The following is a 23,245-nucleotide window of genomic DNA, read 5'->3' as shown; positions in this document are numbered from 1 at the left end:
GGGATCTGGCATGCGCGCATTGCAACTTATCGAGGATCGCCGGCTTGAAACGGTGGACCTGCCACCACCGCCGCCGCCTTCGCTCGGCGAGGTGACGCTGCGCATCAAGGCCGTGGCGCTGAACCACATCGACGTCTGGGGCTGGCGCGGCATGGCTTTTGCCAAGCGCAAGCTGCCGCTGGTCGTCGGCGCCGAGGCTTCCGGCGAGGTCGAGGCGGTCGGCCCCGGCGTTTCCAGCCTTGTGCCCGGGCAATTGGTGTCGATCTACGGTGCCCGCACCTGCGGTCTTTGCCGCGCCTGCCGCGAAGGCCGCGACAATCTCTGCGAGCATGTTTCGGGCGTGCACGGCTTCCATCTCGACGGCTTTGCGCAGGAAAAGATCAACCTGCCGGCGCGCCTTCTGGTCCCCGCGCCGCCCGGCGTGAGCGAGATCGGCGCGGCGGTGGCGCCGGTTACCTTCGGCACGGTCGAGCATATGCTGTTCGACAATGCCCGGCTGCAGCCCGGCGAGACGATACTGGTCCATGCCGGCGGCTCCGGCATCGGCTCAGCCGCCATTCAGCTGGCCAAGAAGATGGGCTGCACGGTCATCACCACCGTCGGCTCGAACGAAAAGATCGACAAGGCCAAGGCGCTCGGCGCCGACCACGTCATCAATTACCGCGACGACCGCTTCGAAGGCGTCGTGCGCAAGCTGACGAAGAAGAGGGGCGTTGACGTGGTGTTCGAGCATGTCGGCGCCGACACCTTTGCCGCTTCGATGCTGTGCCTGAAACGCGGCGGACGGCTCGTCACCTGCGGCTCGACCTCCGGCGTGTCGACGCAGATCAATTTGATGCAATTGTTCCAGCAGCAGCTGAAGCTGCTCGGCTCGTTCGGCTGCCGCATGGAAAACATGGCCGACGCCATGCAGAAGATGGCGGCAGGTCTGGTGGCGCCGGTGATCGACACCGAGGTCGGTTTCGACGGCATCGATGCCGCGCTGAAGCGCATGGAGGGCCGCGACGTGTTCGGCAAGATCATCCTGCGCGTCGGCTGAGAATGATCGGCAACGCTTTCAGGAAGATCCGCAGGGACCTGGGATTCCGCTATGGCAGGCGGCTTCGCCAGTTCAACTACTGGCTGGTCGCGCGGGTTGCGATGATCATCATCTCCGCGCTGCGGCTGCTGCCGCCCGACCGGGCGCTCAATTTCGCCGACCGCGCCGCCCGCCGCATCGGCCCTTGGGTGCAGCGCCATCAAGTTGCTGTCGACAATCTGCGCAAGGCCTATCCGGAAAAAAGCGATGCCGAGATCGAGGCGATCGCTTCCGATATGTGGGGCAACATGGCTCGCCTCGCCGCCGAATATATCTTCCTCGATGCCCTATTCGACTATGATCCCGCTGCGACAAAGCCGGGCCGCGTCGAGGTCAAGGGCGAGCAGCATTTCGTGCGCATCGCCGGCGAGGACAAGCCGCATATCGTCTTTACCGGGCATCTCGGCAATTTCGAGCTGCTGCCTGTCGCGGCCGCCACTTTCGGCATGAACATCACGGCACTGTTTCGCCCGCCCAACAATCCTTACCTAGCCGATTACATCCTCTCGACCCGCCGCTCGAGCATGGGATCGCTGCTGCCGTCTTCGACCGGCGCCTCGTTCGCGCTTGCGGCCGTCCTCGAGAAAGGCGGCAATATCGGCGTGCTGGTCGACCAGAAATTCACGGGCGGGCTCGAAACGACGTTCTTCGGCCGCCCCTGCGAGAGCAACCGGGTTCTCGGCACCCTGGCGCGGCACTATGACTGCGATGTCTATCCGGCGCGCTGCGTGCGCCTGCCGAACAATCGTTTCCGGCTCGAGATCGAGGACAAGCTCACCTTGCCGCGCACCGCAGGCGGCAATGTCGACGTCCCCGCCACCACTCAGCTTCTCAACGATGTGGTCGAGCGCTGGGTGCGCGAAGACCCTGGCCAGTGGATGTGGTTCCACAAGCGCTGGGAGATCAGCAAGCGCAGAAAGCGGCGGCCGTTGAAATTGCGCGACAAAGCCGCCTGAGCGGAAATCATAGCAAACATTTTCCGCTACTGACGTATTTTGTTCTTGCTTTGTGCCGGCAGCTATGCTACTAACTTCGGTATGGTGCTACTTGGCGCCGACGAACCTGCCGCTCCGGCGGGTTTTTTATTTTCGGGCCCAGTGACAGGCCTAATTCGTCACCAGGATCCGCGTGTTGCCGAAGCCGGCTTTGCGCACCATCGAATAGAAGGCCGCGGCGTTGCTGGGGTGGAGGCGCACACAGCCATGCGATGCCGGGCGCCCCAATTGCCGGACGGCACCGGTGCCGTGGATGGCATAGCCGCCGCGGAAGAACACCGAATAGGGCATCGGCGACATATCGTATTTGCGCGAATACCACATCCTGGCCGTCCGCTGCGGACGATAGCTGCCGCGCGGCGTGATGTAGCCTTTGCGGGCGGTGGAAACGCTCCACCGGTAATACGAAAGCCCGTATCTTACCGTCATCGTCTGTGAGGAAATATCAATGTTCGCGACCAGGCTGGCCGCCCGGCCCTCGAACGACGAACCGAACAGCATCGCTACCAATGCTGCTGCCATGAGAACAGTGTTTTTCATGCGATCAAACCCCTTTGATGCCCCTTGCCTGCCTGCCCTCACGCTGTTCTCCAGCATTTTGATGGCAAGCCAGCGAGCTAACACCTACTCCCTGACGATTTCACCAATCCAAAGCAGCGAATTTGAACGATTTCCCGCAATAGTTGCCGTAACGACACGCAATCGCCTCGCAATTCGCCATCGGGCTTGCAAAACCGCCTCATCCGCTGCTCAATTCGCCGAATGAACGAACCGAACGAACGGCTCCTCAAGGCGATCGATGACCGAGCCGATGATCTGGTTGCGCTGGCCGCGGATCTGATCCGCTTTCCGACCATCAACCCGCCCGGCGAAGCCTATCAGCCGTGTGCCGAATTTATCGGCGCGCGGCTGAAGAAGCGCGGTTTTGAGATCGAATTCATCCGTGCCGAAGGCACGCCCGGCGACACTGACCGTTATCCGCGCGTCAACGTCGTCGCCCGCTTCGATGGCCGCGCGCCGGGTGCTTGCGTGCACTTCAATTCGCATATCGACGTGGTCGAGCCCGGCGACGGCTGGAGCCTCGATCCGTTCGCCGGCATCGTCAGGGATGGCAAGGTCTATGGCCGCGGTGCCTGCGACATGAAAGGTGGGCTTGCCGCCTCGATCATCGCCGCTGAAGCCTTCATGGAGGTCTTTCCCGATTTTCCCGGCGCCATCGAGATTTCGGGGACGGTCGACGAGGAGTCCGGCGGCTTTGGCGGCGTCGCCCATCTGGCCAAGCTCGGCTATTTCTCCAGGCCGAAGGTCGACCACGTCATCATTCCCGAGCCGCTCAACAAGGACCGCATCTGCCTCGGCCATCGCGGCGTCTGGTGGGCGGAGATCGAGACCAAAGGCGAGATCGCGCACGGCTCGATGCCGTTCCTCGGCGACAATGCGGTACGCCATATGGGCGCCGTGCTGCGGGCCTTCGAGGACGAATTGTTTCCGGTGCTCGACCGCAAAATGACGCGCATGCCGGTCGTGCCCGAAGGCGCAAAACGCTCGACCATGAACATCAACTCGATCCATGGCGGCCAGACGGAGGATTTCCGGCCCGGCCTGCCCTCGCCCAACGTGCCTGATTCCTGCCGGCTGACCATCGACCGCCGTTTCCTGCTCGAAGAGGATCTCGGCACGGTCAAAAGCGAAGTGATCGATATCCTCGAGCGGCTGAAGCGCGAGCGCAAGAAATTCGATTACGAAATCCGCGATCTGATGGAAGTGCTGCCGCTGATGACCGAGCGCGACGCACCGGTGGTGAAGGCGGTCGCGCAAGGCATCATGGAGATATTCGACCGCGAGCCGGATTACGTGATCTCGCCCGGCACCTACGACCAGAAACACGTCGCCCGCATCGGCCACATCTATGACTGCATCGCTTATGGGCCGGGCATTCTCGACCTTGCCCACCGACCCGACGAATGGGTCGGCATTGCCGATATGTTGGACTCGGCAAAGGTGATGGCCATCGGCCTCGGCGTTCTGCTGAGGGGGGCCGGCCCGCAATGATCCGGCCATGGGCGGAAAAACATTCCTCCCGGCGGCGGCGGACGGTACGAAACGCAATTTACTCGGCGGCGAATTCACGCTTCTATCCGCCGGGTTTCAGCACGTGTTTTAGCATATGGGGAGTTGCACGATGAAATTGTGGAAAACCATTCTGGCCGCAGCGGCGCTGGCGTTGGCCGCCGGAACCTCGGCGATGGCCGCGCGAACTGACCTGGTCATCGGCATTCCGCTCGAACCCCCGCATCTCGATCCGACCGCGGGTGCCGCGGCTGCGATCGACGAGGTGCTCTACGCCAATGTCTTCGAGGGCCTGACCCGCATCGGACCGAACGGCGAAGTGCTGCCCGATCTCGCCGAAGGCTGGAGCATTTCCGACGACGGCAAGGTCTACACTTTCAAGCTGCATACAGGCGTGAAATTCCATGACGGCAGCGACTTCAACGCCGACGACGTGAAATTCTCGCTCGATCGTGCCCGCGCCGACAATTCCGTCAACGCGCAAAAGGGCCTGTTCGCCGCCATCGGCAAGGTCGAGGTCGTCGATCCCGCGACGGTGACGGTCACGCTGAAGAACCCGCAAGGCTCGTTCCTTTACAATATGGGCTGGGGCGACGCGGTGATCGTCGCGCCTGAGACAGCCGACACCAACAAGGAAAAACCGATCGGCACCGGCCCGTTCAAGTTCCAGAACTGGGCCAAGGGCTCATCGATCACGCTGGTCAAGTCGGACAATTACTGGGGCGCCCCGGTGTTCCTCGACAAGGCCGAGTTCCGCATCGTTCCGGACGCCGCCGCCGCCGTTCCGGCGCTGCTTTCCGGCGACATCCAGGCCTTTCCGTTCTTCGATCCTGACAGTGTCGCCCAGGTCAAGGACGACCCGCGCTTCAAGGTGGTGATCGGCTCGACCGAGGGCGAAACCATCCTGTCGATCAACAACAAGAAGCCGCCCTTCGACAAGCTGCAGGTCAGGCAGGCGATTTCCTTTGCGCTCGATCGCAAGGCGATCATCGACGGCGCCTCGGCCGGCCTCGGCGTGCCGATCGGCTCGCACATGTCGCCCGCCAGCAAGGCCTATGTCGACCTCACCGGCCTCTATCCGCACAATGTGGACAAGGCCAAGGAGTTGCTGAAGGAAGCCGGCCTGGAGAATGGCTTCAAGGCGACGCTGAAGCTGCCGCCGCCCTCCTATGCGCGGCTTGGTGGCGAGATCATCGCCTCCGAGCTTCGCGAAATCGGCATCGACCTCGAGATCATCCCTGTCGAATGGGCGCAGTGGCTTGATCAGGTCTTCACCAAGAAGGATTACGACCTGACCATCGTTTCCCACACCGAGCCCAACGACATCGATATCTATTCGCGCAAGGACTATTACTTCAACTACGACAATCCGGCCTTCGACAAGATCATCGACGAGCTGAACCTTACCTCCGACGAGGCCAAGCGCATGACGCTGCTCGGCGAGGCGCAGAAGGTTCTGGCCGATGACGCCGTGGTCGGCTTCCTCTACGAATTGCCGAAGGTCGGCGTCTGGGACGCCAAACTGCAAGGCCTATGGGAAAACGCCCCGATCCAGGCCAACGACCTGACCAAGGTGAAGTGGACGGATTGAGCCGCTGACAGAAGGGCGAAAGTTGCACTCCGTCACACCCCCCTCTGTCCTGCCGGACATCTCCCCCTCAAGGGGGGAGATCGAGCCCTCATCGCCGCTTTCGCTAACCACTAGCGTTGCAAGGACAGTGTCAGCGTGGAAACTGCTAATCTCCCTCCTTGAGGGGGAGATGTCCGGCAGGACAGAGGGGGGTGGGCGGGAACGCAAGCTTCGCCCGGTTTTTGCGTCCGGCAACACAGCGGTTCCTCAACGTCCATGACCGCCTACCTCCTCAAGCGCCTCGCCATCGCCGTCGTCACGCTGGTTCTGGCCTCGATGGTGGTCTTTGCCGTGCTGGAGATCATTCCCGGCGACCCGGCACGGCTGATGCTTGGCCTGAACGCCAGCGCCGACCAGATCGAATTGCTGCGCAACCAGATGGGCCTCAACGCTCCCGTCGTGCTGCGCTATCTGCATTGGGCCGGCGGGCTGCTGAGCCTCGATTTCGGCCGTTCCTATACCTATTCGGTGCCGGTCATCGATCTGGTCCGCGAGCGCCTCGTCGTGTCGCTGCCGCTAGCGTTGATGGCGCTGGCGCTGTCCACCGTCATTGCCATCCCGGTCGGGCTGTTTTCCGCCAGCCGTAGCGGCCGGGCCGGCGACACGATCGCTATGGGCGCCGCCCAGCTTGGCGTCGCCGTGCCCAATTTCTGGTTTGCGCTGATGCTGATCTATCTTTTCGCCGTCTGGCTGCGGCTGGTGCCTGGCGGCGGCTTTCCCGGCTGGAGCGCCGGCGTCTGGCCGGCGCTGAAATCGCTGCTCCTGCCGGCAATCGCACTCGCTCTGCCGCAGGCGGCGATCCTCGCCCGGGTCACCCGTTCAGCGCTGATCGAAGTGCTGAGCGAGGACTACATCCGCACCGCCCGCGCCAAGGGCCTGCCCTATCGTATTGTCTTGTGGCGGCACGCACTGCGCAACGCCATGCTCCCGGTGGTCACCATTCTAGGCCTGCAATTCGCCTTCCTGCTCGCCGGCACCGTCATCATCGAGAACGTCTTCTACTTGCCCGGCCTCGGCCGGCTGGTGTTCCAGGCGATCAACCAGCGTGACTTGATCGTGGTCGAGAGCGTCGTCATGCTGCTGGTCGCCGCCGTCATCGTCGTCAATTTCGTTGTCGATCTCTCCTATGCGGTGGTCGATCCGCGCCTGAGAGGCCGGCAATGACGCTGCACATCGACATCCCCGACGAGAACCTTGCCGGCATCCTGGCCAAGGCGTTCAAAAACCGTTCGTTCCTCGCCGGCTTCGTCATCACCGCGCTGGTGGCTGCGGTCGCGATCCTCTCCTTCTTCTGGACGCCTTACGATGTCACCAGGCTGGTCATTTCCGACAAGACCCAGGCGCCATCGCTGGCGCACTGGTTCGGCACCGACCATTTCGGTCGCGACATCCTGTCGATGATCATGGTCGGCGCCCGCAACTCGATCGCCGTCGCGCTGGTGGCGGTCGGCATCGGCATGGGCATCGGCGTGCCGCTCGGCGCCTTTGCCGCGGCGCGCGGCGGCATCGCCGACGACGTGCTGATGCGGCTGAACGACCTGGTCTTCGCCTTTCCGGCGCTGCTTTCGGCAATCATGATCACCGCCATCTTCGGGCCGGGCGCGTTCAACGCCATCATCGCCATCGGCATCTTCAACGTCCCGGTGTTCGCGCGCGTCGCCCGGGCCGGCGCCCTGGCGATCTGGCCGCGCGAATTCATCCTCGCCGCCCGCGCCGCCGGCAAAAGCAGGACGCTGATCAGCATCGAACATGTGCTGCCCAACATCGCCACGCTGCTGCTGGTGCAAGGCACCATCCAGTTCGCGCTGGGCATATTGGCCGAAGCCGGGCTTTCCTATGTCGGGCTGGGCACCCAGCCGCCGATGCCGAGCTGGGGCCGCATGCTGTTCGACGCCCAGACCCGCATGGTGGTGGCGCCCTGGATGGCGATCTTTCCGGGCATGGCGATCATCGTCACCGTGCTTGGCCTGAACCTGCTTGGCGACGGCATTGCCGACATTCTCGATCCGAAATCGCGGCGGCAGCGATGAGCCTGCTCGAAATCGACAAGCTGTCGCTGACCATCGGCAGCACCCGTATCCTCAGAGACATCGAACTTTCCGTCGCGCCGGGCGAAGTGATGGGGCTCGTTGGCGAATCCGGCTCCGGCAAGTCGATGACGGCGCTCACCGTCATGCAGCTTCTGCCCTGGGCGGCGCACACCAGCGGACGCATCACCTTCGACGGCATCGACATCCTTGCCGCCAGCGAGGACCAGATGTGCGCGCTGCGCGGCGACGATATCGGCATGGTGTTCCAGGAGCCGATGACGGCGCTCAATCCGGTCAAGACCATCGGCGAGCAGGTCGCCGAGGGTATTCGCTGGCACACCAGGGCAAGCCGCGCCGACGCCGAGGAACGGGCGCGAAAAATGCTCGACCGGGTCGGCCTGCCGGCAGCACAATTCCCGCTGTCGCGTTATCCGCACGAACTCTCCGGCGGCCAGCGCCAACGCGTCGTCATTGCCATTGCCTGTGCGCTGAAACCCAAGCTGCTGATTGCCGACGAGCCGACGACCGCGCTCGACGTGGTGCTGCAGGCGCAGATCCTCGACCTTCTGCGCGACCTCGTAGCGGAAAACCGCATGGGTCTTCTGCTCATCTCGCACGACCTCGCCGTGGTGACGGAGATGGCGGACCGCATCACCATCCTGCGCCATGGCGAGGTGATGGAGGCCGGCGACACGGCCCGCACGCTATCTGAACAGCTTCACCCCTACACGCGCCAACTGGCGCAGGCCTCGATGCATTTGCCGGCGCGAGCCCGCACGCATGACAGCGGATCAGCCAAACCGCTGCTTCAGGTAGCGAACGTAACGCGGGACTATCCCGGACGGCGCATATCGCTGTTGAAACCGGCAGCTCCCATCCGCGCCGTCGACGATGTCTCCTTCTCGATGGCGCCCGGCCAGTCGGTGGCGCTCGTGGGGCGCTCCGGCTGCGGCAAGTCGACGCTCGCCCGCATGGTCCTGGCGCTGGACAAGCCGACGGCCGGTGGGATCCGCTTCCGTGGCGACACCCTCACCGGCAAGAGCGAGGCGGAGCTGAAGCCGGCGCGGCGCGACATGCAGGTCGTGTTCCAGGACCCGTATGGTTCGTTCGACCCACGCCAGAAGGTCGAGAGATTGGTGGCCGAGCCGCTGCATGTGCTGGAGAAGAAGCCGGCGCCCGCCGCGCGGCGCGAAATGGTGGCGCATGCGCTGCACGAGGTCGGCCTGTCGCCTAAAGACATGGACAAATATCCGCACGAGTTTTCGGGCGGCCAGCGCCAGCGCCTGTCGATCGCCCGCGCCATCATCACCCGGCCGAAGCTGATCGTCGCCGACGAGCCGGTCTCGGCGCTCGACGTCTCGATCCGCGCGCAGATCCTCGATTTGTTCGCCGAACTCAACCAGAAACTCGGCATCGCCTATCTGTTCATCACCCATGATCTGACCGTCGCCCGCGCCATCACCGACGAAGTGATGGTCATGCATGACGGCAAGATCGTCGAGCGCGGCAGGACGAGCGAAGTGCTCGACCACCCGCAATCCGAAGCCGCCAAGGCGCTGGTCGCCGCCGCTCCCGATTTGCATCGGGCAATTGCGAAACGGCTGCAAGAACAGGGGTGAGCAGCTTCGTGGCACGGCTAATTCGTTGGGCGCACGGGCGGGAGAACGGCTATTGACAGCCAACAGTTCTGAAACGCGCGAAGGGCCTGAGCCTCCTCCACTGGGCCTGGGCGGCTCTGCTGCGCTGTTCGGGGCGGGTGCTCTGCTGCTGTTCCTGGTCACGCGGGTAGCCGTCCCAGCGTTTGTCTCCGCTAGCGGGGCTGAGACTGTGGTGATGTGGTTCTTGGCCGCAAGCATCATCCTTTTTGGCCCCCTGATTCTCACGGCTGCCCTGCTATTGCATCGAGAGCGGCGTCAAGGAAGGCTGGTGCCGTGGGGCGCGCGGCTGTGGCTTCGCACTATGAATGGCGGCGACTGGCTATGGGCTGTTGGAGGGCTGGCGGCTGTCAGCGTGCTGACCGGCGGCATCAGCGCCGCGCTCCGGATGCTGCAAGACGGGAAGACTCTTCATCCCTCGTTCATGGCTTTCGAGCCACTAGGTCCTGGGCGGTACTGGATTCTCGGCGCGTGGCTGCCGTTTTTTGCACTGAACATCGCTGGGGAAGAGTTTGTCTGGCGGGGTGTCGCACTGCCGCGGCAAGAGGTTGCCTTCGGGGGGTGGGCGTGGCTGGTCAACGGGATAATGTGGTTGCTGTTCCACGCTGCCTTCCCCTGGCAAGTCCTGTCGACCCTTGTGCCGATCACGTTGCTGCTGCCCTACATCGTCCAGCGGCGTCGCAGCACATGGGCCGGGATCGTCATCCACGCCGGGGTTCGGAGCGATGGGCTTCCTTGTCCTGGCATTCGGGCTTGCATGAATGCCGCACGAAGTGAAGCGCTTGACGCAACGCGGAGCAAAGCTGCCGGACCAAGGAAACGACGAATCTGAGAATGATGAACGCGACAAACCCGGGCAATTCAAGTCCTGCCAGACAATCTCGAACCCTTACACCGGGGCCAACTTTTGGTACCTCCCGGGGGGCGAGTTCAAGGGAACATCAATTCGCACATATTCCAAACTGAACGCGATAGGATAAACGTCATATGGACTACCTAAAGGAAAATCTCATTGGAAAAGAATTTCGATCCATTAAGTACCAAAACGGCAGTATCATGATCGCATTTGAGAGAGGTTCCATCGCAGTAAACACCAAAATTTCATGCTCTATCCGAGCATACATGGAGTCTATCAATATTATTGACGTTGTCACCGACTCCCAGTGGGTTTCCATTATATTCTCTGACAGATCTGAGATTCGCATATCAAGAGTAGTTGAGCACGGCCCTTCTCCGGAGAGCTTTGTCTATGATGGCGCGGACAACATAATCATAGTAGACAATGCTATAGAATAAGGTGATTAACTAATTGGCGCCGACGGTGTCAGAATAGTGGATAGTTTAACTTAAAACAAAAGATTGCGGGCGCATACCGGCTGTCGGCCCCGATCCTGACCTCGGCACCTCGTCCTATATCTATGACGGAGTAGCGGAATAGCAGTGACAGTGCACTTTTATCCTGTTCACTGTCCTCTTCGGCGAAGGGTTCGTCAACCAATGATGAAACCGGCCCCGCGCACAGACTCCTGACAGTCCCTTCCGGTAATCTTGAAACGGAGATAGGCGTCGATGCTGCGAGTGGGCAGCAGGATGCAACCATCGGCTCAGACAAAATGACGTTCAGAACGTCGGCAATCGTAGTCAGCCGATGCCTCAGCCTTGCGGCTTTACCACATCGGCAGGGCTGATTTCGAGCAGGTCGAGGGTGCGGCGTAACAGCTGCATCTCGCTCCCGGCAAGTTGCGAATCGGCCTTGGCGATCTCGGCCATATGGCGGGCGAGCAGCTTGCGCCGTTCGATGTCGAGGTCGCGAAACTGAGCGATGGCCTGCGAGCTGTTGGTCTCGTAGCCGAACTCGTTGAGATATTCGATAACGCTGTCGATGCTGGTTTCGGGAATGCCGAAGGCTTCCCGGCAGATACGCCTGAAGGCTGTCATTTCGCTTTCGCTGACCGATCCGTCGGCCAGGATCATGCGGAACAGCATCAGCAGTTCCGCCGACAGCACCGGATCGTCTGCGACCTTGCGCACGCCGGGATCGCCGTCGAAGATCGAGCGTATCTGGTCCAGCAATCCCATCGCCATCAGCCCCTTCCGATTCGTCGGGAAGGTAGCGCGGAATCGGCTTTGCGCAAACGGGGTGCGAAGGGTGGAACTGGGCAATCGCTTCAGGTTTTGAATTCGTCTCCTCACCCCTTTAGGGCGTTGGCGCTGCCCCTCACCTGCCTGCCGGCATCCTCTCCCCGTTTAGTGACGGGGAGAGGGCGCTCTCGTCACCGGTTTCGCCAATCGCAGACGCTGCAAGAAAAGGCGCCGACGTTGCGACCAGCCCTTTCTCCCCGTCACTATACGGGGAGAAATGCCCGGCAGGGCAATGAGGGGCGGCGGCGACATCGACAATTGGTGGTCTCCGCCACAATTTGGAAACTGTCATTCGTCTGAAGCGATTGCCCTTCGTGATCGAACTCGCGGCACCGTTCTGGCCACTCCCATAAAACTGCCGGCCAATCCGGCAAGCCCGCTGCGCTCATTGGTGTGTGACCGCGCGACTGATAGTATGCCGTTGTACGAATCATGTTGAGGAGGGACCGAACATGAATCTCAGTGCGCCTACCCAGCTTATTTTCATCATATCCCTTGTCATCGCCATCATCGGCGTTCTCGCCGCGCTTGGCGTTCTTGCGTTCATCCCTTTGAATGCCGCGTGGATTGTCGTCATCGCCTACATCGTGCTGGCCGCCGGCTGCCTGATGCGCGGCGCTTAAACACGTCCAGACAATTCAGAATCTCAGGCAACTCGGAGCGCCCGGCCACAAGCCGGGCGCTTTTGATTCTGCAGGATGGTCTGTTAGAATTCCTGGACGAGGGAAAGCACATGCCCGCCAGCGAAGACGGCAGCCGCCACGACGGCCCAGGGCTCGATCGGTTCGAGATGGTGCGGCGCGCGCCCAGTCATCGGCTTCAGGGCGCCGTCACCGACATATGCGGCTTTCGCGAAACCATGCCAGGCCATTTCCGCGCCATCGAATATGCCTCGCTGACCGTGCCGCTGGTCATCAGCTTTGCCGAACCCTTTGCCATCGGGCTCGGCAGGGACCCCGGCGACAATGACCGCTTCGCCAGTTTTGCCGCCGGCCTCTACGCCGGGCCGGTGGTGATCGAATCCTTCGGCGGCGCCTGTTGTGTGCAGATCAATTTCACCCCGCTTGGCGCTCGTCGCTTCTTCGGCCGGCCGATGAGCGAACTGACCGACCGCATGGTCGGCCTGGATGACGTGCTCGGCGCTGGAGGCGTCGCGCTTCGCGAAAGGCTTGGCAATGCGCCGGATTGGAGCTCACGCTTTGCCATCGCCGAGGCCTTCGTCGCCGACCGGTTGGCAACCACAGACGGCACTCAAGCCGAAATTGTCTGGGCCTATGAGACGATCGTCTCGACGAGTGGTCGGACCCGCATCTCGACGCTGGCCGAAAAGCTTGGCTGGAGCCGCAAGCATCTCGCCGGAAAATTTTCGGACGCGGTCGGCGTTGGACCCAAGACGCTCTCGCGCATCGTACGCTTCAACCACGCGCTTTGCCTGTCGAGAAAGGCCAACAGCGATTGGGCCGACATCGCCGCCGACTGCGGCTATGCCGACCAGGCGCATCTGGTGCGCGAGTTTCGCGACCTCGCAGGCGTCACGCCGACGACTGTCGCCGTGAGGTAACATTTCTTCAAGACGCGCGACCGGCCTTCGCCCAGACTGGGTTGATCGACCAACACAGCGAAGGAGATCAGCCATGCCGAACACCACCGAAGCACCGCGGCTTTACCCGGCGCTGCGCTACAGAAATGCCGGCAAAATGATCGACTGGCTATGCGAGGCCTTCGGCTTCAGCGTCCGCGCCCGCTATGGCGAAGGCGACGTGGTGCACCATGCCGAACTCGCATTCGGCTCCTCGATCATCATGCTCGGCACGGCCCGCGACGATGCCTATGGAAAGATGGTCGGCGCGCCCGGCTCGGGCGGCGGCAAGTCGATCTATGTCGCGGTCGCTGACGCCGACGCGGCATACGCTCGGGCAAAAACCGCCGGCGCCGAGATTCTGGAAGAGCTCACCGACCGCGACTATGGCAGCCGCGAATTCATCTGCCGCGATCCGGAAGGCAATGTCTGGTCGTTCGGCACCTACTGGCCGAAGGCTGACGAAGCCGCCAGCTAACGCGCCAGCCCGAAAATCGCGTCGCAGTCGAGGTGGGTTTCCAGTTCGGCTGCGATCTCGTCCAGTGCCCGTTCGACCTCGGCGCGGTAGTCGATGCCGCCGCCCTTGACGCCGAGGCTTTCGAGGAATTTCGCCCGGAAGGCGTCGGCGGAAAACAGCCCGTGCATGTAGGTGCCTGACACCTTGCCGTCGGCGGAGATGGCGCCGTCATCGACGCCGTTGATAACGGCGGATGGCCGCAGCGTGTCCGGACCGGTGGTGCGGCCGAGATGGATTTCATAGCCCTCGAGCGGCAGATCGAACGGCACCGAGCGCGCGCTGACATTGCGCACTGTCTTTTCCGGCTCCATCACCGTTTCGACGTTGAGCAGGCCGAGGCCTTGCGTCTCGGTAACGCTGCCCTCGATGCCGTCTGGATCGCGCACGCTATGGCCGAGCATCTGGAAGCCGCCGCAAATGCCGACGATGTGGCCACCGCGTTTCCTGTGCGCGGCAAGGTCGCGGTCCCAGCCGTTCTCGCGGAATTTCACGAGATCGCCGATCGTCGACTTCGAGCCGGGAATGACCACCAGACCCGCATCCTGCGGCCAGCGCTGGCCAGGCGGCACGAACACCACCTCGACCTGCGGTTCGGCCTTGAGCGGGTCGAGGTCGTCGAAATTGGCGATGCGCGAGAGCATCGGCACGGCGATCTTCAGCGCGCGCTTCTCGCCGGACGCCAACCGATCGAGCACGACGGAATCCTCCGACGGCAGCCGCGCCGCCGCCTTCAGCCACGGCACGACGCCAAAACAGCGCCAGCCGGTGAACTTTTCGATCGCCTCGATGCCGTCATCGAACAGCGAGACATCGCCACGGAACTTATTGATGAGATAGCCGACGATCATTCGCCGATCCTCGTCCGGCAGGATCAGATGGGTGCCGGCGATCGAGGCGATGACGCCGCCGCGATCGATATCGCCGACCAGGATCACCGGCACGCCGGCGCGCGTCGCAAAGCCCATATTGGCAATGTCACGGCTCCTGAGATTGATCTCGGCCGGCGAGCCGGCGCCCTCGACAATGACCAGATCGGCGCCCTCGCCGACCTTTGCCCAAGAGTCCAGCACCGCATCCATAAGCCGGCCCTTCAGCGCCTGGTAGTCGCGCGCCCGCGCCTCGCCGAACACCTTGCCCTGCACGACGACTTGAGCGCCGACATCGGTCTGCGGCTTGAGCAGCACCGGGTTCATGTGGATGGTGGGCGGCACGCCGCAGGCGATCGCCTGCAGCCATTGGGCGCGGCCGATCTCACCGCCACCTGAAACGCCTGGAATATCGGCGACAGCCGCGTTGTTCGACATGTTCTGCGGCTTGAACGGCCGCACTTTCAAGCCGCGCTTCTTCGCCGCGCGGCAAAGACCGGCGACGAGCACCGTCTTGCCGACATCCGAACCCGTGCCCTGCAGCATGATCGCCTTGGCCATATCAGTCCCTGCCCTGCGCAACGGTTCCGGTGATCGTCGACTTGGCTGCCAGTGGCCCGCCGCGCCAGAGATAGAGCGCCATCAGTGGCTCCTTGCCGGTGCGCATGGCGTGGCTGACGTCAGAGGCATGGTGGATCACCTCGCCCGCCGCTCGAAGGCGAAAACCGCCATCGCCCATGCGCCATTCGGTGCCGCCGGTAAGCGGGACGTAGATCTCCTCCGCGACATGGTGGTGATCGGGGTAGACGATGTCGGGCCCAAGGATCAGCAGGCCGGCCGCGACCTCTTCATTGACGAAATGACCGCGCGTGCTGAATACCTCCAGCCAGCCGTAGTTGTCGATGAATGTCTTGCCGAAATCCGCCTCGCTGTAGGTCTGGCCCCAGTGCAGATCGCCGCGACGCTCCGCAACCAGCCGAACCAGCGGCTTGGCCGCAGCGGGAGCGAGTTCGACGATACGGTCGAGCAGGACGAGACAAGGCAGTGCATGCGGTTCGAGCGGCCGGCTTGGCATGTCCCAGCCGATTCGGGCCACGGCGTCGCGCACCAGCGCATCATCGAACGTCTGGAGATAGGCATGGAAGCGTCCAAGCAGTTCGTCGAAATTTGTCGTCACACTTTGCTCCAAAGCGCATTCGCACACAGCGGCTGCGCAGACGGTCGGGTTGCGCGGCGGCATCATTGGTCTAGATTGGACGGCGCGCAAAGCCAAAAACGACAGGCCAGCAGGCCGGAAACATCAGGGAGCACGCCATGGACGCCGCTGTCGATGCGGGCACCAGCCAGTTCGAACTCAACGAGGACCAGCGCGCCATCCAAGAGATGGCCGAGGCCTTCGCCGCCGATCGTGTGGCGCCGAACGCACTCGACTGGGATCGCAACAAATATTTCCCCGCCGACGTGATCCGCGAGACCGGCCCGCTCGGCCTTGGCGGCATCTATGTCCGCGACGATGTCGGCGGCTCGGGGCTCGGCCGGCTCGACGCCGTGCTGATCTTCGAGGCGCTTTCGCGTGCCGATCCGGCGTTTTCCGCCTTCATCTCGATCCACAACATGGCAGCATCGATGATCGACCGCTTCGGCAGCGACGAGCAGCGCCGGCGCTTCCTGCCCAAACTGACCTCGATGGAATGGCTGGCAAGCTACTGCCTGACCGAGCCGGGCTCGGGCTCGGATGCGGCGGCGCTGAAGACGCGCGCGGTCAAAAGCGGCAGTGACTATGTGCTGAACGGCGCCAAGCAGTTCATCTCCGGTGCCGGCGACAGCGACCTCTATGTCGTCATGGCGCGCACCGGCGCCGACGGGCCGAAAGGCATTTCCACCTTCGTCGTGTCGAACGATGCGCCCGGCCTTTCCTTCGGCGCCAACGAACACAAGATGGGCTGGCACATGCAGTCGACCCGCCAGGTCGTCTTCGAGGACTGCAAGGTGCCGGCGGAAAACCTTTTGTCGGCAGAAGGCGCCGGCTTCGGCATCGCCATGGCCGGGCTCGACGGCGGCCGCTTGAACATCGCCGCCTGTTCGCTCGGCGGCGCGCAATCGGCACTCGACAAGGCTCTCGCCTACACCGCCGAGCGCAAGGCCTTCGGCTCGAAGATCAACCAGTTCCAGGCGCTGCAGTTCAAGCTCGCCGACATGGAGACCGAATTGCAGGCAGCACGCATCTTCCTCTACACCGCCGCCTCGAAGCTCGACCGCAAGGCGCCGGATGCCGGAAAATGGTCGGCGATGGCCAAGCGCTTCGTCACCGACACCGGCTTCAACGTCGCCAATGACGCCCTGCAGCTGCATGGCGGCTATGGCTATCTGCACGATTACGGCATCGAGAAGCTGGTACGGGACCTGCGCGTCCACCAGATCCTCGAAGGCACCAACGAGATCATGCGCGTCATCATCGCTCGCGCGCTGATCGAACGGTAAGGCAGTAGGCAGTAGGCAGTAGGCAGTAGGCAGTAGGCAGTAGGCAGTAGGCAGTAGGCAGTAGGCAGTAGGCAGGAAGATGACCGGCAAGATCAATTCGTACAAGGATCTTATCGTATGGCAGCAGGCGATGGATCTGGCCGTCATCACCTACTCCTTGACCAAGGCATGGCCAAAAGAAGAATTGTATGGGTTGACCAGCCAAATTCGCCGCTCAGCAACCTCTATTCCTGCAAACATCGCGGAAGGTTATGGTCGAGACAACAGAGGCTCCTATCAGCAATTTCTCAGGATAGCCCAAGGATCGTTGAAGGAGTTCGAGACACACCTTCAGATCGCTGAACGCATTGGCCTTGCCACGCATGACCAAGCTTATCACGTACTGTTAGCGACCGAGGGCATCGGAAAAATGCTTCGCCAACTTATTAGCAAACTTGCGCCCGAATAGGTCGCCTACTGCCTACTGCCTACTGCCTACTGCCTACTGCCTACTGCCTGCCTTACCCAAACCGCGGAGTGCCATTATGACCACCATCGCCTTCATCGGCCTCGGCAATATGGGAAATCCGATGGCCGCCAACCTGGTCAAGGCCGGGTATGCCGTGCACGGCTTCGACCTGGTGCCGGAAAACCTCGTCATCGCCAGGGAGCACGGCGTCGTCATCATGGCCAATGCCGTTGCGGCGGTAAAGGATGCCGATGCGGTCATCACCATGCTGCCGGCCGGCAAGCATGTGCTGTCGGTTTACGCAGACATCGCGGCCAAGGCGAAAAAAGGCGCGTTGTTCATCGATTCCTCGACCATCGACGTCGAGTCGGCGCGAAAGGCCCATGCCACCGCGGCCAAGCACGGATTGCTGACGATCGACGCGCCGGTCTCCGGCGGGACGGGCGGTGCGGCGGCCGGCACGCTGACCTTCATGGCCGGCGGTTCGAAGGACGCCTTCGCCAAGGCCGAACCGATCCTCAAGCCAATGGCCGGCCGCATCGTTCATTGCGGCGACGACGGCGCCGGGCAGGCGGCGAAGATCTGCAACAACATGATTTTGGGCATTTCGATGATCGGCGTTGCCGAGGCCTTCGTGCTGGCGGAAAAGCTCGGCCTGTCGCACCAGGCGCTGTTCGACGTCGCCTCGACCTCGTCCGGCCAGTGCTGGTCGCTGACCACTTACTGCCCGGTGCCCGGCCCTGTGCCGACATCGCCCGCCAACAATGGCTATAAGCCCGGGTTTGCAGCGGCACTGATGCTGAAGGACCTGAAACTGTCGCAGGAGGCCGCACAGAGCGTCGGTGCGGCAACGCCGCTCGGCGCCGAGGCAGCCCAGCTTTATGCGCTGTTCAACGCACAAGGCAATGCCGGCGCGGATTTTTCCGGCATCATCAATTTCCTGCGCGGTGACCCTGCGTAAGGTCAAATTTCATAGTTTTCGATCTGCCCAAAGCGGAAAGTCGGCAAATTTAGGTTTGCTTAAGCTCTTGCTAACCCTGCAGTAACGATGTGCGTTTAAAACGGATTGCGAGGCGGACATCCGCCCGGCGCTCCGGATCAGGTCTCGCGTACCGGAGCCCGTAAGTTTCGCCGTAAGTTTCGCAAGTGTATTGTTGGCGAAGCACCATGCGTATCTGGCAAAGCCGCGTTCCGATGGAGCGCGGTTTTTGCGTTTTCGCCATGTCGTCGGAGCTATATTCCGATTGCCGCGTCGCTGATGCGGCCCTTCGGTGCTGTCTCAGTTTGAATTTCCGCTCACGACCCCCACATGAATTTCGGCTCGCTACCATTTCCACCGAGCGGGCTCGAAAGCTTGAAGGCAACCCAGTTGCAGACATAGTCGCGAAGACTATTTCATTAGAGGCTATACGGCCGCACGAATCTCTTCACATATTGAGGTCCCGCAATGGCGCACGAGCCTCGAAAAAGACCATTGTTCCGCAAGCTCGATAATCATCTATTGCGCGTGAGCGACCTCGATGCAGCCGTATCGTTCTATGGGGATCGTCTCGGTCATGCGCTCGTTTGGCGGGACGATGAAGCCGCCGGCTTTGCGCTGCCTGAAACCGATGCGGAGCTGGTTGTCCATCTTCATATCGGTCCCGAGACCGACATCCTGGTCGATAACGTGGACGACGCGTTTGAGGAATTCTTGGCCGCCGGCGGTGAGGCTGTGCAACCGCCATTCGAGATCTCGGTCGGGCGGTGCGCCCGTGTCCGCGATCCTTTCGGCAACATTGTTGTGATCTTGGACCAATCGAAAGGGATGTTGGTCACTGACGCGAAGGGGCACGTCATCGGTGTCAAGGCGGGCCAGTGATCACGCGTGGTCGTCGATACTGCCAACAGCCTCGCCTGGCGAACTCTTCGCCATAAAGCGGCATTCAAACTCCGGGCGCCCGATTACCGGACGCCCGGCGATCGTTCCATCTTACCGCTTGCGCAAATCTGCTTCGGCCAGGTCGAGCGCCCTGGCGATGCGGTCGCAGGCCATGTCGATCGTCTCGCGCGTCCAGATCAGCGGCGGCGACAGGATCATCGTGTCGCCGGTGGCGCGCAGCATCATGCCTTGGGCAAGGGCGTGGTCGCGAACCATCACCGCCGCGCTGCCGGCCGGCAGGAAGCGCTCCTTGGTCACCTTGTCCTTGACGATCTCGATCGCCCCCATCAGCCCGAACGAGCGCACCTCGCCAACCAGATCATGCCCACCGAAACGTTCCTGCAGCGCCTTGGCGAAGTAAGGCCCGGTGTCGTTCCTGACGCGCTCGATCAGGCCCTCGCGCTCGATGATCTCGAGGTTCTTCAGCGCCACCGCGCAGGCCACCGGATGCCCGGCATAGGTGTAGCCGTGATAGAATTCGCCGCCCTTTTCGACCAGCGTCGCCGCGATGCGGTCGCCGACAAGCAGCGCCGACAGCGGCTGATAGCCGGAGGTCAGCGCCTTGGCCGTGGTGATGGTGTCGGGCTCGACGTCGAAGGCTTGTGCGGCGAACCATTCGCCGGTGCGGCCATAGCCGGTGATAACCTCGTCCAGCATCAGCAGTACATCATATTTGCGGCAAATGCGCTGCACTTCCGGCCAATAGCTCATCGGCGGGATCTTCACCCCGCCTGCCCCCATCACCGGCTCGCCGATGAAGGCGGCGACCTTGTCGGCGCCAGCTTCGAGGATCGCGTCCTCGACCGCTTTTGCCGCGCGCAGGCCGAAATCATGGTCGCTTTCGCCGGGCAGTGCCAGCTCATAGGCATAGGGCATCATCACATGGACGATGTTGGGCACGGCGCCGCCGAGCTGGTTGTGCATCAAATCCATGCCGCCGAGCGAGGCACCGGCTATGGTCGAGCCGTGGTAGCCCATCTTGCGCGAGATGATGCGGTTCTTCTCGGGGCTGCCTTCCAGCACCCAATAGTGGCGGACGAGGCGCAGCGCCGTGTCGTTGGCCTCCGAACCGGATGAGCCGTAGAACACCTGGTTGATGTGCCTTGGCGCGATCTCCGCCAGCTTTTTCGACAGCAGAACCGGCGTCGGCGTCGAGCATTTGAAGAAGGAGTTGTAGTAGGGCAATTCCTTCATCTGGGCGTAGGCGGCGTCGGCAAGCTCGTCGCGGCCGTAGCCGACATTGACGCACCATAGCCCGGCCATGCCGTCGAGGATTTCCGTCCCTTCGGCATCGTAGATGAACGGACCGTTGGCGTGAGTGATGATGCGCGAGCCGGTCTCGCGCATCTCCTTGTGGTCGGTGAACGGATGAAGGTGATGCGCGGCATCGATCTGCTGAAGCTGCTTCAGCGAATAATTCTGGTAGGTCATGTCTGGTCTTTCCTCTTGAACCAATCCGGCAGCTTTCGCGCCGGGGCGGATTCGTTAGAGGACAGCGGGCGGCGAATAGCCGATACGGGCGCACAGCCGCAACAGCTCGGCGCGAAGCGTGCGCGGCGACGGCGTCACCGCCACCCCAAATGCGCACCCCGATTTCGCCAGCCGAGCCATGCATGTACCTTAGGCTGCCTCCAGCCCTCAGTTCAAGCCGTACCGGTCAAGCGATGTCGGTCAATTGGTGCCAGTCAGGGCCCGCTGCAGGAAGACGTACTTCATCGCCGCCTGTGCGGCCTGCGGCCGCCGATCGCCGCGCCCGCCATGCCCGCCCTCGGTCTCTTCGAAGAACAGCGTCTTGCCATGGCCCGCCGCCTGCAGCCGCGCCGCCATCTTGCGGGCATGGCCGGGATGGACGCGGTCGTCGGCAGTCGAGGTCGTCAGCAGTACCGGCGGATAGGCTGCATCCGTGTCTACATGCTGGTAGGGCGAATAGGAGGCGAGCCAAGCTGCCTCTTCCGGCTTCGCCGGATCGCCATACTCGGCCATCCATGACGCGCCGGGCGGCAGCTCGGTGTAACGCAGCATGTCGAGCAGCGGCACGTCGATGATCACCGCGCCGAACAATTCCGGGCGTTGCGTCAGCGAGACGCCAGTCAGCAAGCCCCCGTTCGAACCGCCCTGGATGCCCAGCGTGGCCGGTGTGGCGATGCCGCGTTTGACCAGATCTTGCGCCACCGCTGCGAAATCGTCGAATGCATTCTGGCGATTGGCCTTGAGCGCCGCCTGGTGCCAGTTCGGGCCGAACTCGCCGCCGCCGCGGATGTTGGCCTGCACATAGGCATTGCCCTTCTCCAGCCACAGCCTGCCGCGCACGCCGGCATAGCCGGGCAGCAGCGGCACTTCGAAGCCGCCATAGCCGTAAAGCAATGTCGGCACCGGCCCGTCCTGGTCGCGCCGCCTGACGACGAAGTACGGGATCATCGTGCCGTCCTTCGAGCGCGCCTCGAACTGTTCGGAGACCAGGGACGACGCATCGAAGCGCGCCGGCTGCGACTTCACCGTTGCCAGCGCCGCGGCATTATCGTCCGACCAGATGATCGAGCTCGGCGTCAGGAAATCGGTGAAGGAGAAGGAGACGCTGGAGCCGAAATGCTCGGCATGGCTGATGCCGACATTGCCGTTTTCGGGCAATGCAACGGGCTTGAACTCCCAGCCGCTGTCGCTGCGCTCGCCGGCGATGACCTTGCCGCGCACATTGTCCATCAAATTGATGAACAGCCGGGCCTGCGTGCGGGCGATGCCGGCGATCGAGACACGGTGCGCCGGCTCGAGCACGATATCGATGGATCCGAACAGACCGGTTTCGATCCAGCGCTCGAAATCGAGTGAATAGAGCCCGTCGGGCTTGCACAGCGTGCCGTCCGGCGCCGTCCACGGGGTACGCACGCCGAAGACAAGCTGGCCCTTGAACAGCGCCGTATCGGTGACGTCGTCCGGCAACGGGATGCGCCGGTTCTCGCCAGAAGGCAGCCGCAGGAAACTGTGCGAGGCGAAGAAGTCGAGCGTCCGGGCCAGGAAGACGTGGCGCCTGTCACCGTCGAATTCGACGGATCCGCCGGCGGCGAGATCCTGCTTCAGCGCCTCGAAGATCGGCATCGCCGCTTCCAGTGGCGTGCCGCGCCGCCAGAGCTTGACCACGCGCGGATAGCCGGACTGGGTCTTGTCGTCCTCCTCGAAGGCGGCGGAAACGATGACCGTGTCCTCGTCCAGCCAGCTGAAGTTCGATTTCGAGGCGGGAGCACGAAAGCCACCCTCGACGAAGGACCTGCTTTCGATATCGAATTCGCGCATCTCGCTGGCATCGCCGCCATCCGGCGACAGGCTGAGCAGGCAGCGGCTGAAATCGGGGTAAAGCCGGCTGGCGCCGCTGAACACCCATTTCACCCCCTCTTCCGCCGCCAGACTGTCGAAGTCAATGATCGTCTGCCAATCCGGCTTGTCGGTCTTGTAGGACGCGACGGTGGTGCGCCGCCAGAGGCCGAGTACGTTCGTGCGGTCCTGCCAGAAATTATAGACATGGCCGTTGATAGCGGCCCCGACGGCGATGTTATCCTCGGCCGTCATCAGGTCGAGCGCGGTCTGGAACGTTGCCTGGTAGGACGGGTCACCCTGCAATTCGGCGACAGTGATTTCATTCTGGCGATGAACCCAGTCGAGCGCTCGCTGGTCAGTCCTGCCCTCCAGCCAGAGGAAGGGATCTTCGGCCGCCGGATCCGGTTGGGCCTGGCTGTTCAATTTGGTCATGAGGTCTCCGGTTGAGTCGGGCGTCGGCATCGCCAAGATCGACACGGGGCCGCTAATATTCAAGTCATTGCGTCAGAACGGCGACTTCAGGC

At 62.5% G+C, this 23,245-nt stretch carries 21 protein-coding genes; 15 read left to right on the top strand and 6 right to left on the bottom strand.

All coding sequences use genetic code 11. From position 1 onward, the window contains the following. Positions 1–10: 10 nt before the first annotated feature. Positions 11–1,039 carry a zinc-binding dehydrogenase gene (locus NKI22_RS04425; RefSeq protein WP_352640462.1) on the top strand — a complete coding sequence of 343 codons (1,029 nt, stop codon included), beginning with the start codon at positions 11–13 and terminating at the stop codon, positions 1,037–1,039. 2 nt (positions 1,040–1,041) lie between these two features. Continuing rightward, positions 1,042–2,034 carry a lipid A biosynthesis lauroyl acyltransferase gene (locus NKI22_RS04420; protein ID WP_352640463.1) on the top strand — a complete coding sequence of 331 codons (993 nt, stop codon included), beginning with the start codon at positions 1,042–1,044 and terminating at the stop codon, positions 2,032–2,034. Positions 2,035–2,184: 150 nt separating this feature from the next. On the opposite strand, the gene NKI22_RS04415 is transcribed toward NKI22_RS04420, so the two are convergent. After that, positions 2,185–2,613, bottom strand: a complete 429-nt coding sequence (locus NKI22_RS04415) for a L,D-transpeptidase (protein WP_023719972.1) — start codon at positions 2,611–2,613, stop codon at positions 2,185–2,187. Between the two features lie 222 nt (positions 2,614–2,835). Between NKI22_RS04415 and NKI22_RS04410 the strand changes: the two genes are divergently transcribed. The 6 genes from NKI22_RS04410 to NKI22_RS04385 all read left to right on the top strand — a co-directional run bounded on the left by NKI22_RS04410 (position 2,836) and on the right by NKI22_RS04385 (position 10,290). After that, on the top strand, positions 2,836–4,125 hold the full coding sequence (locus NKI22_RS04410) for an acetylornithine deacetylase/succinyl-diaminopimelate desuccinylase family protein (protein WP_352640464.1): 1,290 nt from the start codon (positions 2,836–2,838) through the stop codon (positions 4,123–4,125). A gap of 130 nt (positions 4,126–4,255) precedes the next feature. Next, positions 4,256–5,734 (top strand): ABC transporter substrate-binding protein, encoded by a 1,479-nt coding sequence (locus NKI22_RS04405; protein ID WP_023719970.1) that lies wholly within the window; start codon positions 4,256–4,258, stop codon positions 5,732–5,734. Between the two features lie 255 nt (positions 5,735–5,989). Continuing rightward, positions 5,990–6,937 carry an ABC transporter permease gene (locus tag NKI22_RS04400; protein WP_352495965.1) on the top strand — a complete coding sequence of 316 codons (948 nt, stop codon included), beginning with the start codon at positions 5,990–5,992 and terminating at the stop codon, positions 6,935–6,937. Continuing rightward, on the top strand, positions 6,934–7,803 hold the full coding sequence (locus tag NKI22_RS04395; protein ID WP_352640465.1) for an ABC transporter permease: 870 nt from the start codon (positions 6,934–6,936) through the stop codon (positions 7,801–7,803). The genes NKI22_RS04400 and NKI22_RS04395 overlap by 4 nt, the downstream gene beginning before the upstream one ends. Next, positions 7,800–9,422 (top strand): ABC transporter ATP-binding protein, encoded by a 1,623-nt coding sequence (locus tag NKI22_RS04390; RefSeq protein ID WP_352640466.1) that lies wholly within the window; start codon positions 7,800–7,802, stop codon positions 9,420–9,422. Before NKI22_RS04395 ends, NKI22_RS04390 begins: the two co-directional genes overlap by 4 nt. A 52-nt stretch (positions 9,423–9,474) precedes the next feature. Beyond that, the gene (locus NKI22_RS04385) at positions 9,475–10,290 is read left to right on the top strand and encodes a CPBP family intramembrane glutamic endopeptidase (RefSeq protein WP_023719966.1); all 816 of its coding nucleotides are present in this window, start codon (positions 9,475–9,477) and stop codon (positions 10,288–10,290) included. A gap of 821 nt (positions 10,291–11,111) precedes the next feature. On the opposite strand, the gene NKI22_RS04380 is transcribed toward NKI22_RS04385, so the two are convergent. After that, positions 11,112–11,543 (bottom strand): tellurite resistance TerB family protein, encoded by a 432-nt coding sequence (locus NKI22_RS04380; protein ID WP_023719964.1) that lies wholly within the window; start codon positions 11,541–11,543, stop codon positions 11,112–11,114. A 509-nt stretch (positions 11,544–12,052) separates the two neighbouring features. Here NKI22_RS04380 and NKI22_RS04375 point away from each other — a divergent pair. From NKI22_RS04375 to NKI22_RS04365, 3 genes are all read left to right on the top strand, one after another. Further along, entirely contained in the window at positions 12,053–12,223 is a 171-nt protein-coding gene (locus NKI22_RS04375) for a hypothetical protein (protein WP_023676480.1), read from the top strand. Positions 12,224–12,333: 110 nt separating this feature from the next. After that, the gene (locus NKI22_RS04370; RefSeq protein WP_352640467.1) at positions 12,334–13,161 is read left to right on the top strand and encodes a helix-turn-helix domain-containing protein; all 828 of its coding nucleotides are present in this window, start codon (positions 12,334–12,336) and stop codon (positions 13,159–13,161) included. Positions 13,162–13,234: 73 nt separating this feature from the next. Next, positions 13,235–13,657 carry a VOC family protein gene (locus NKI22_RS04365; protein ID WP_352640468.1) on the top strand — a complete coding sequence of 141 codons (423 nt, stop codon included), beginning with the start codon at positions 13,235–13,237 and terminating at the stop codon, positions 13,655–13,657. On the opposite strand, the gene NKI22_RS04360 is transcribed toward NKI22_RS04365, so the two are convergent. Then, a complete protein-coding gene (locus NKI22_RS04360) occupies positions 13,654–15,123 on the bottom strand; it encodes a cobyric acid synthase (RefSeq protein WP_352547275.1) in 1,470 nt (489 codons plus the stop codon). The genes NKI22_RS04365 and NKI22_RS04360 overlap by 4 nt on opposite strands. 1 nt (position 15,124) lies before the next feature. Next, complete coding sequence (locus NKI22_RS04355) at positions 15,125–15,739, bottom strand: dimethylsulfonioproprionate lyase family protein (protein WP_352640470.1); 615 nt, start codon at positions 15,737–15,739, stop codon at positions 15,125–15,127. 137 nt (positions 15,740–15,876) lie between these two features. On the opposite strand from NKI22_RS04355, the gene NKI22_RS04350 reads away from it, so the two are divergent. From NKI22_RS04350 to NKI22_RS04335, 4 genes are all read left to right on the top strand, one after another. Continuing rightward, the gene (locus NKI22_RS04350; RefSeq protein WP_352715127.1) at positions 15,877–17,043 is read left to right on the top strand and encodes an isobutyryl-CoA dehydrogenase; all 1,167 of its coding nucleotides are present in this window, start codon (positions 15,877–15,879) and stop codon (positions 17,041–17,043) included. Positions 17,044–17,122: 79 nt separating this feature from the next. Next, positions 17,123–17,491, top strand: coding sequence for a four helix bundle protein (locus tag NKI22_RS04345; protein WP_352640472.1), 369 nt, complete (start codon positions 17,123–17,125; stop codon positions 17,489–17,491). Positions 17,492–17,567: 76 nt separating this feature from the next. Continuing rightward, entirely contained in the window at positions 17,568–18,452 is an 885-nt protein-coding gene (mmsB, locus tag NKI22_RS04340) for a 3-hydroxyisobutyrate dehydrogenase (protein ID WP_352484536.1), read from the top strand. Positions 18,453–18,965: 513 nt separating this feature from the next. Next, the gene (locus NKI22_RS04335) at positions 18,966–19,352 is read left to right on the top strand and encodes a VOC family protein (RefSeq protein WP_352640474.1); all 387 of its coding nucleotides are present in this window, start codon (positions 18,966–18,968) and stop codon (positions 19,350–19,352) included. Between the two features lie 111 nt (positions 19,353–19,463). On the opposite strand, the gene NKI22_RS04330 is transcribed toward NKI22_RS04335, so the two are convergent. Continuing rightward, entirely contained in the window at positions 19,464–20,843 is a 1,380-nt protein-coding gene (locus NKI22_RS04330; RefSeq protein ID WP_352640475.1) for an aspartate aminotransferase family protein, read from the bottom strand. Between the two features lie 240 nt (positions 20,844–21,083). Then, positions 21,084–23,153 carry a prolyl oligopeptidase family serine peptidase gene (locus tag NKI22_RS04325; RefSeq protein ID WP_352484534.1) on the bottom strand — a complete coding sequence of 690 codons (2,070 nt, stop codon included), beginning with the start codon at positions 23,151–23,153 and terminating at the stop codon, positions 21,084–21,086. Positions 23,154–23,245: the final 92 nt, after the last annotated feature.

Source organism: Mesorhizobium sp. M0778, from assembly GCF_040320105.1.
Taxonomy (GTDB): Bacteria; Pseudomonadota; Alphaproteobacteria; order Rhizobiales; family Rhizobiaceae; genus Mesorhizobium.
The sequence above is the reverse complement of the archived record's forward strand: the minus strand, read 5'-3'. Positions and strand labels throughout refer to the sequence as shown.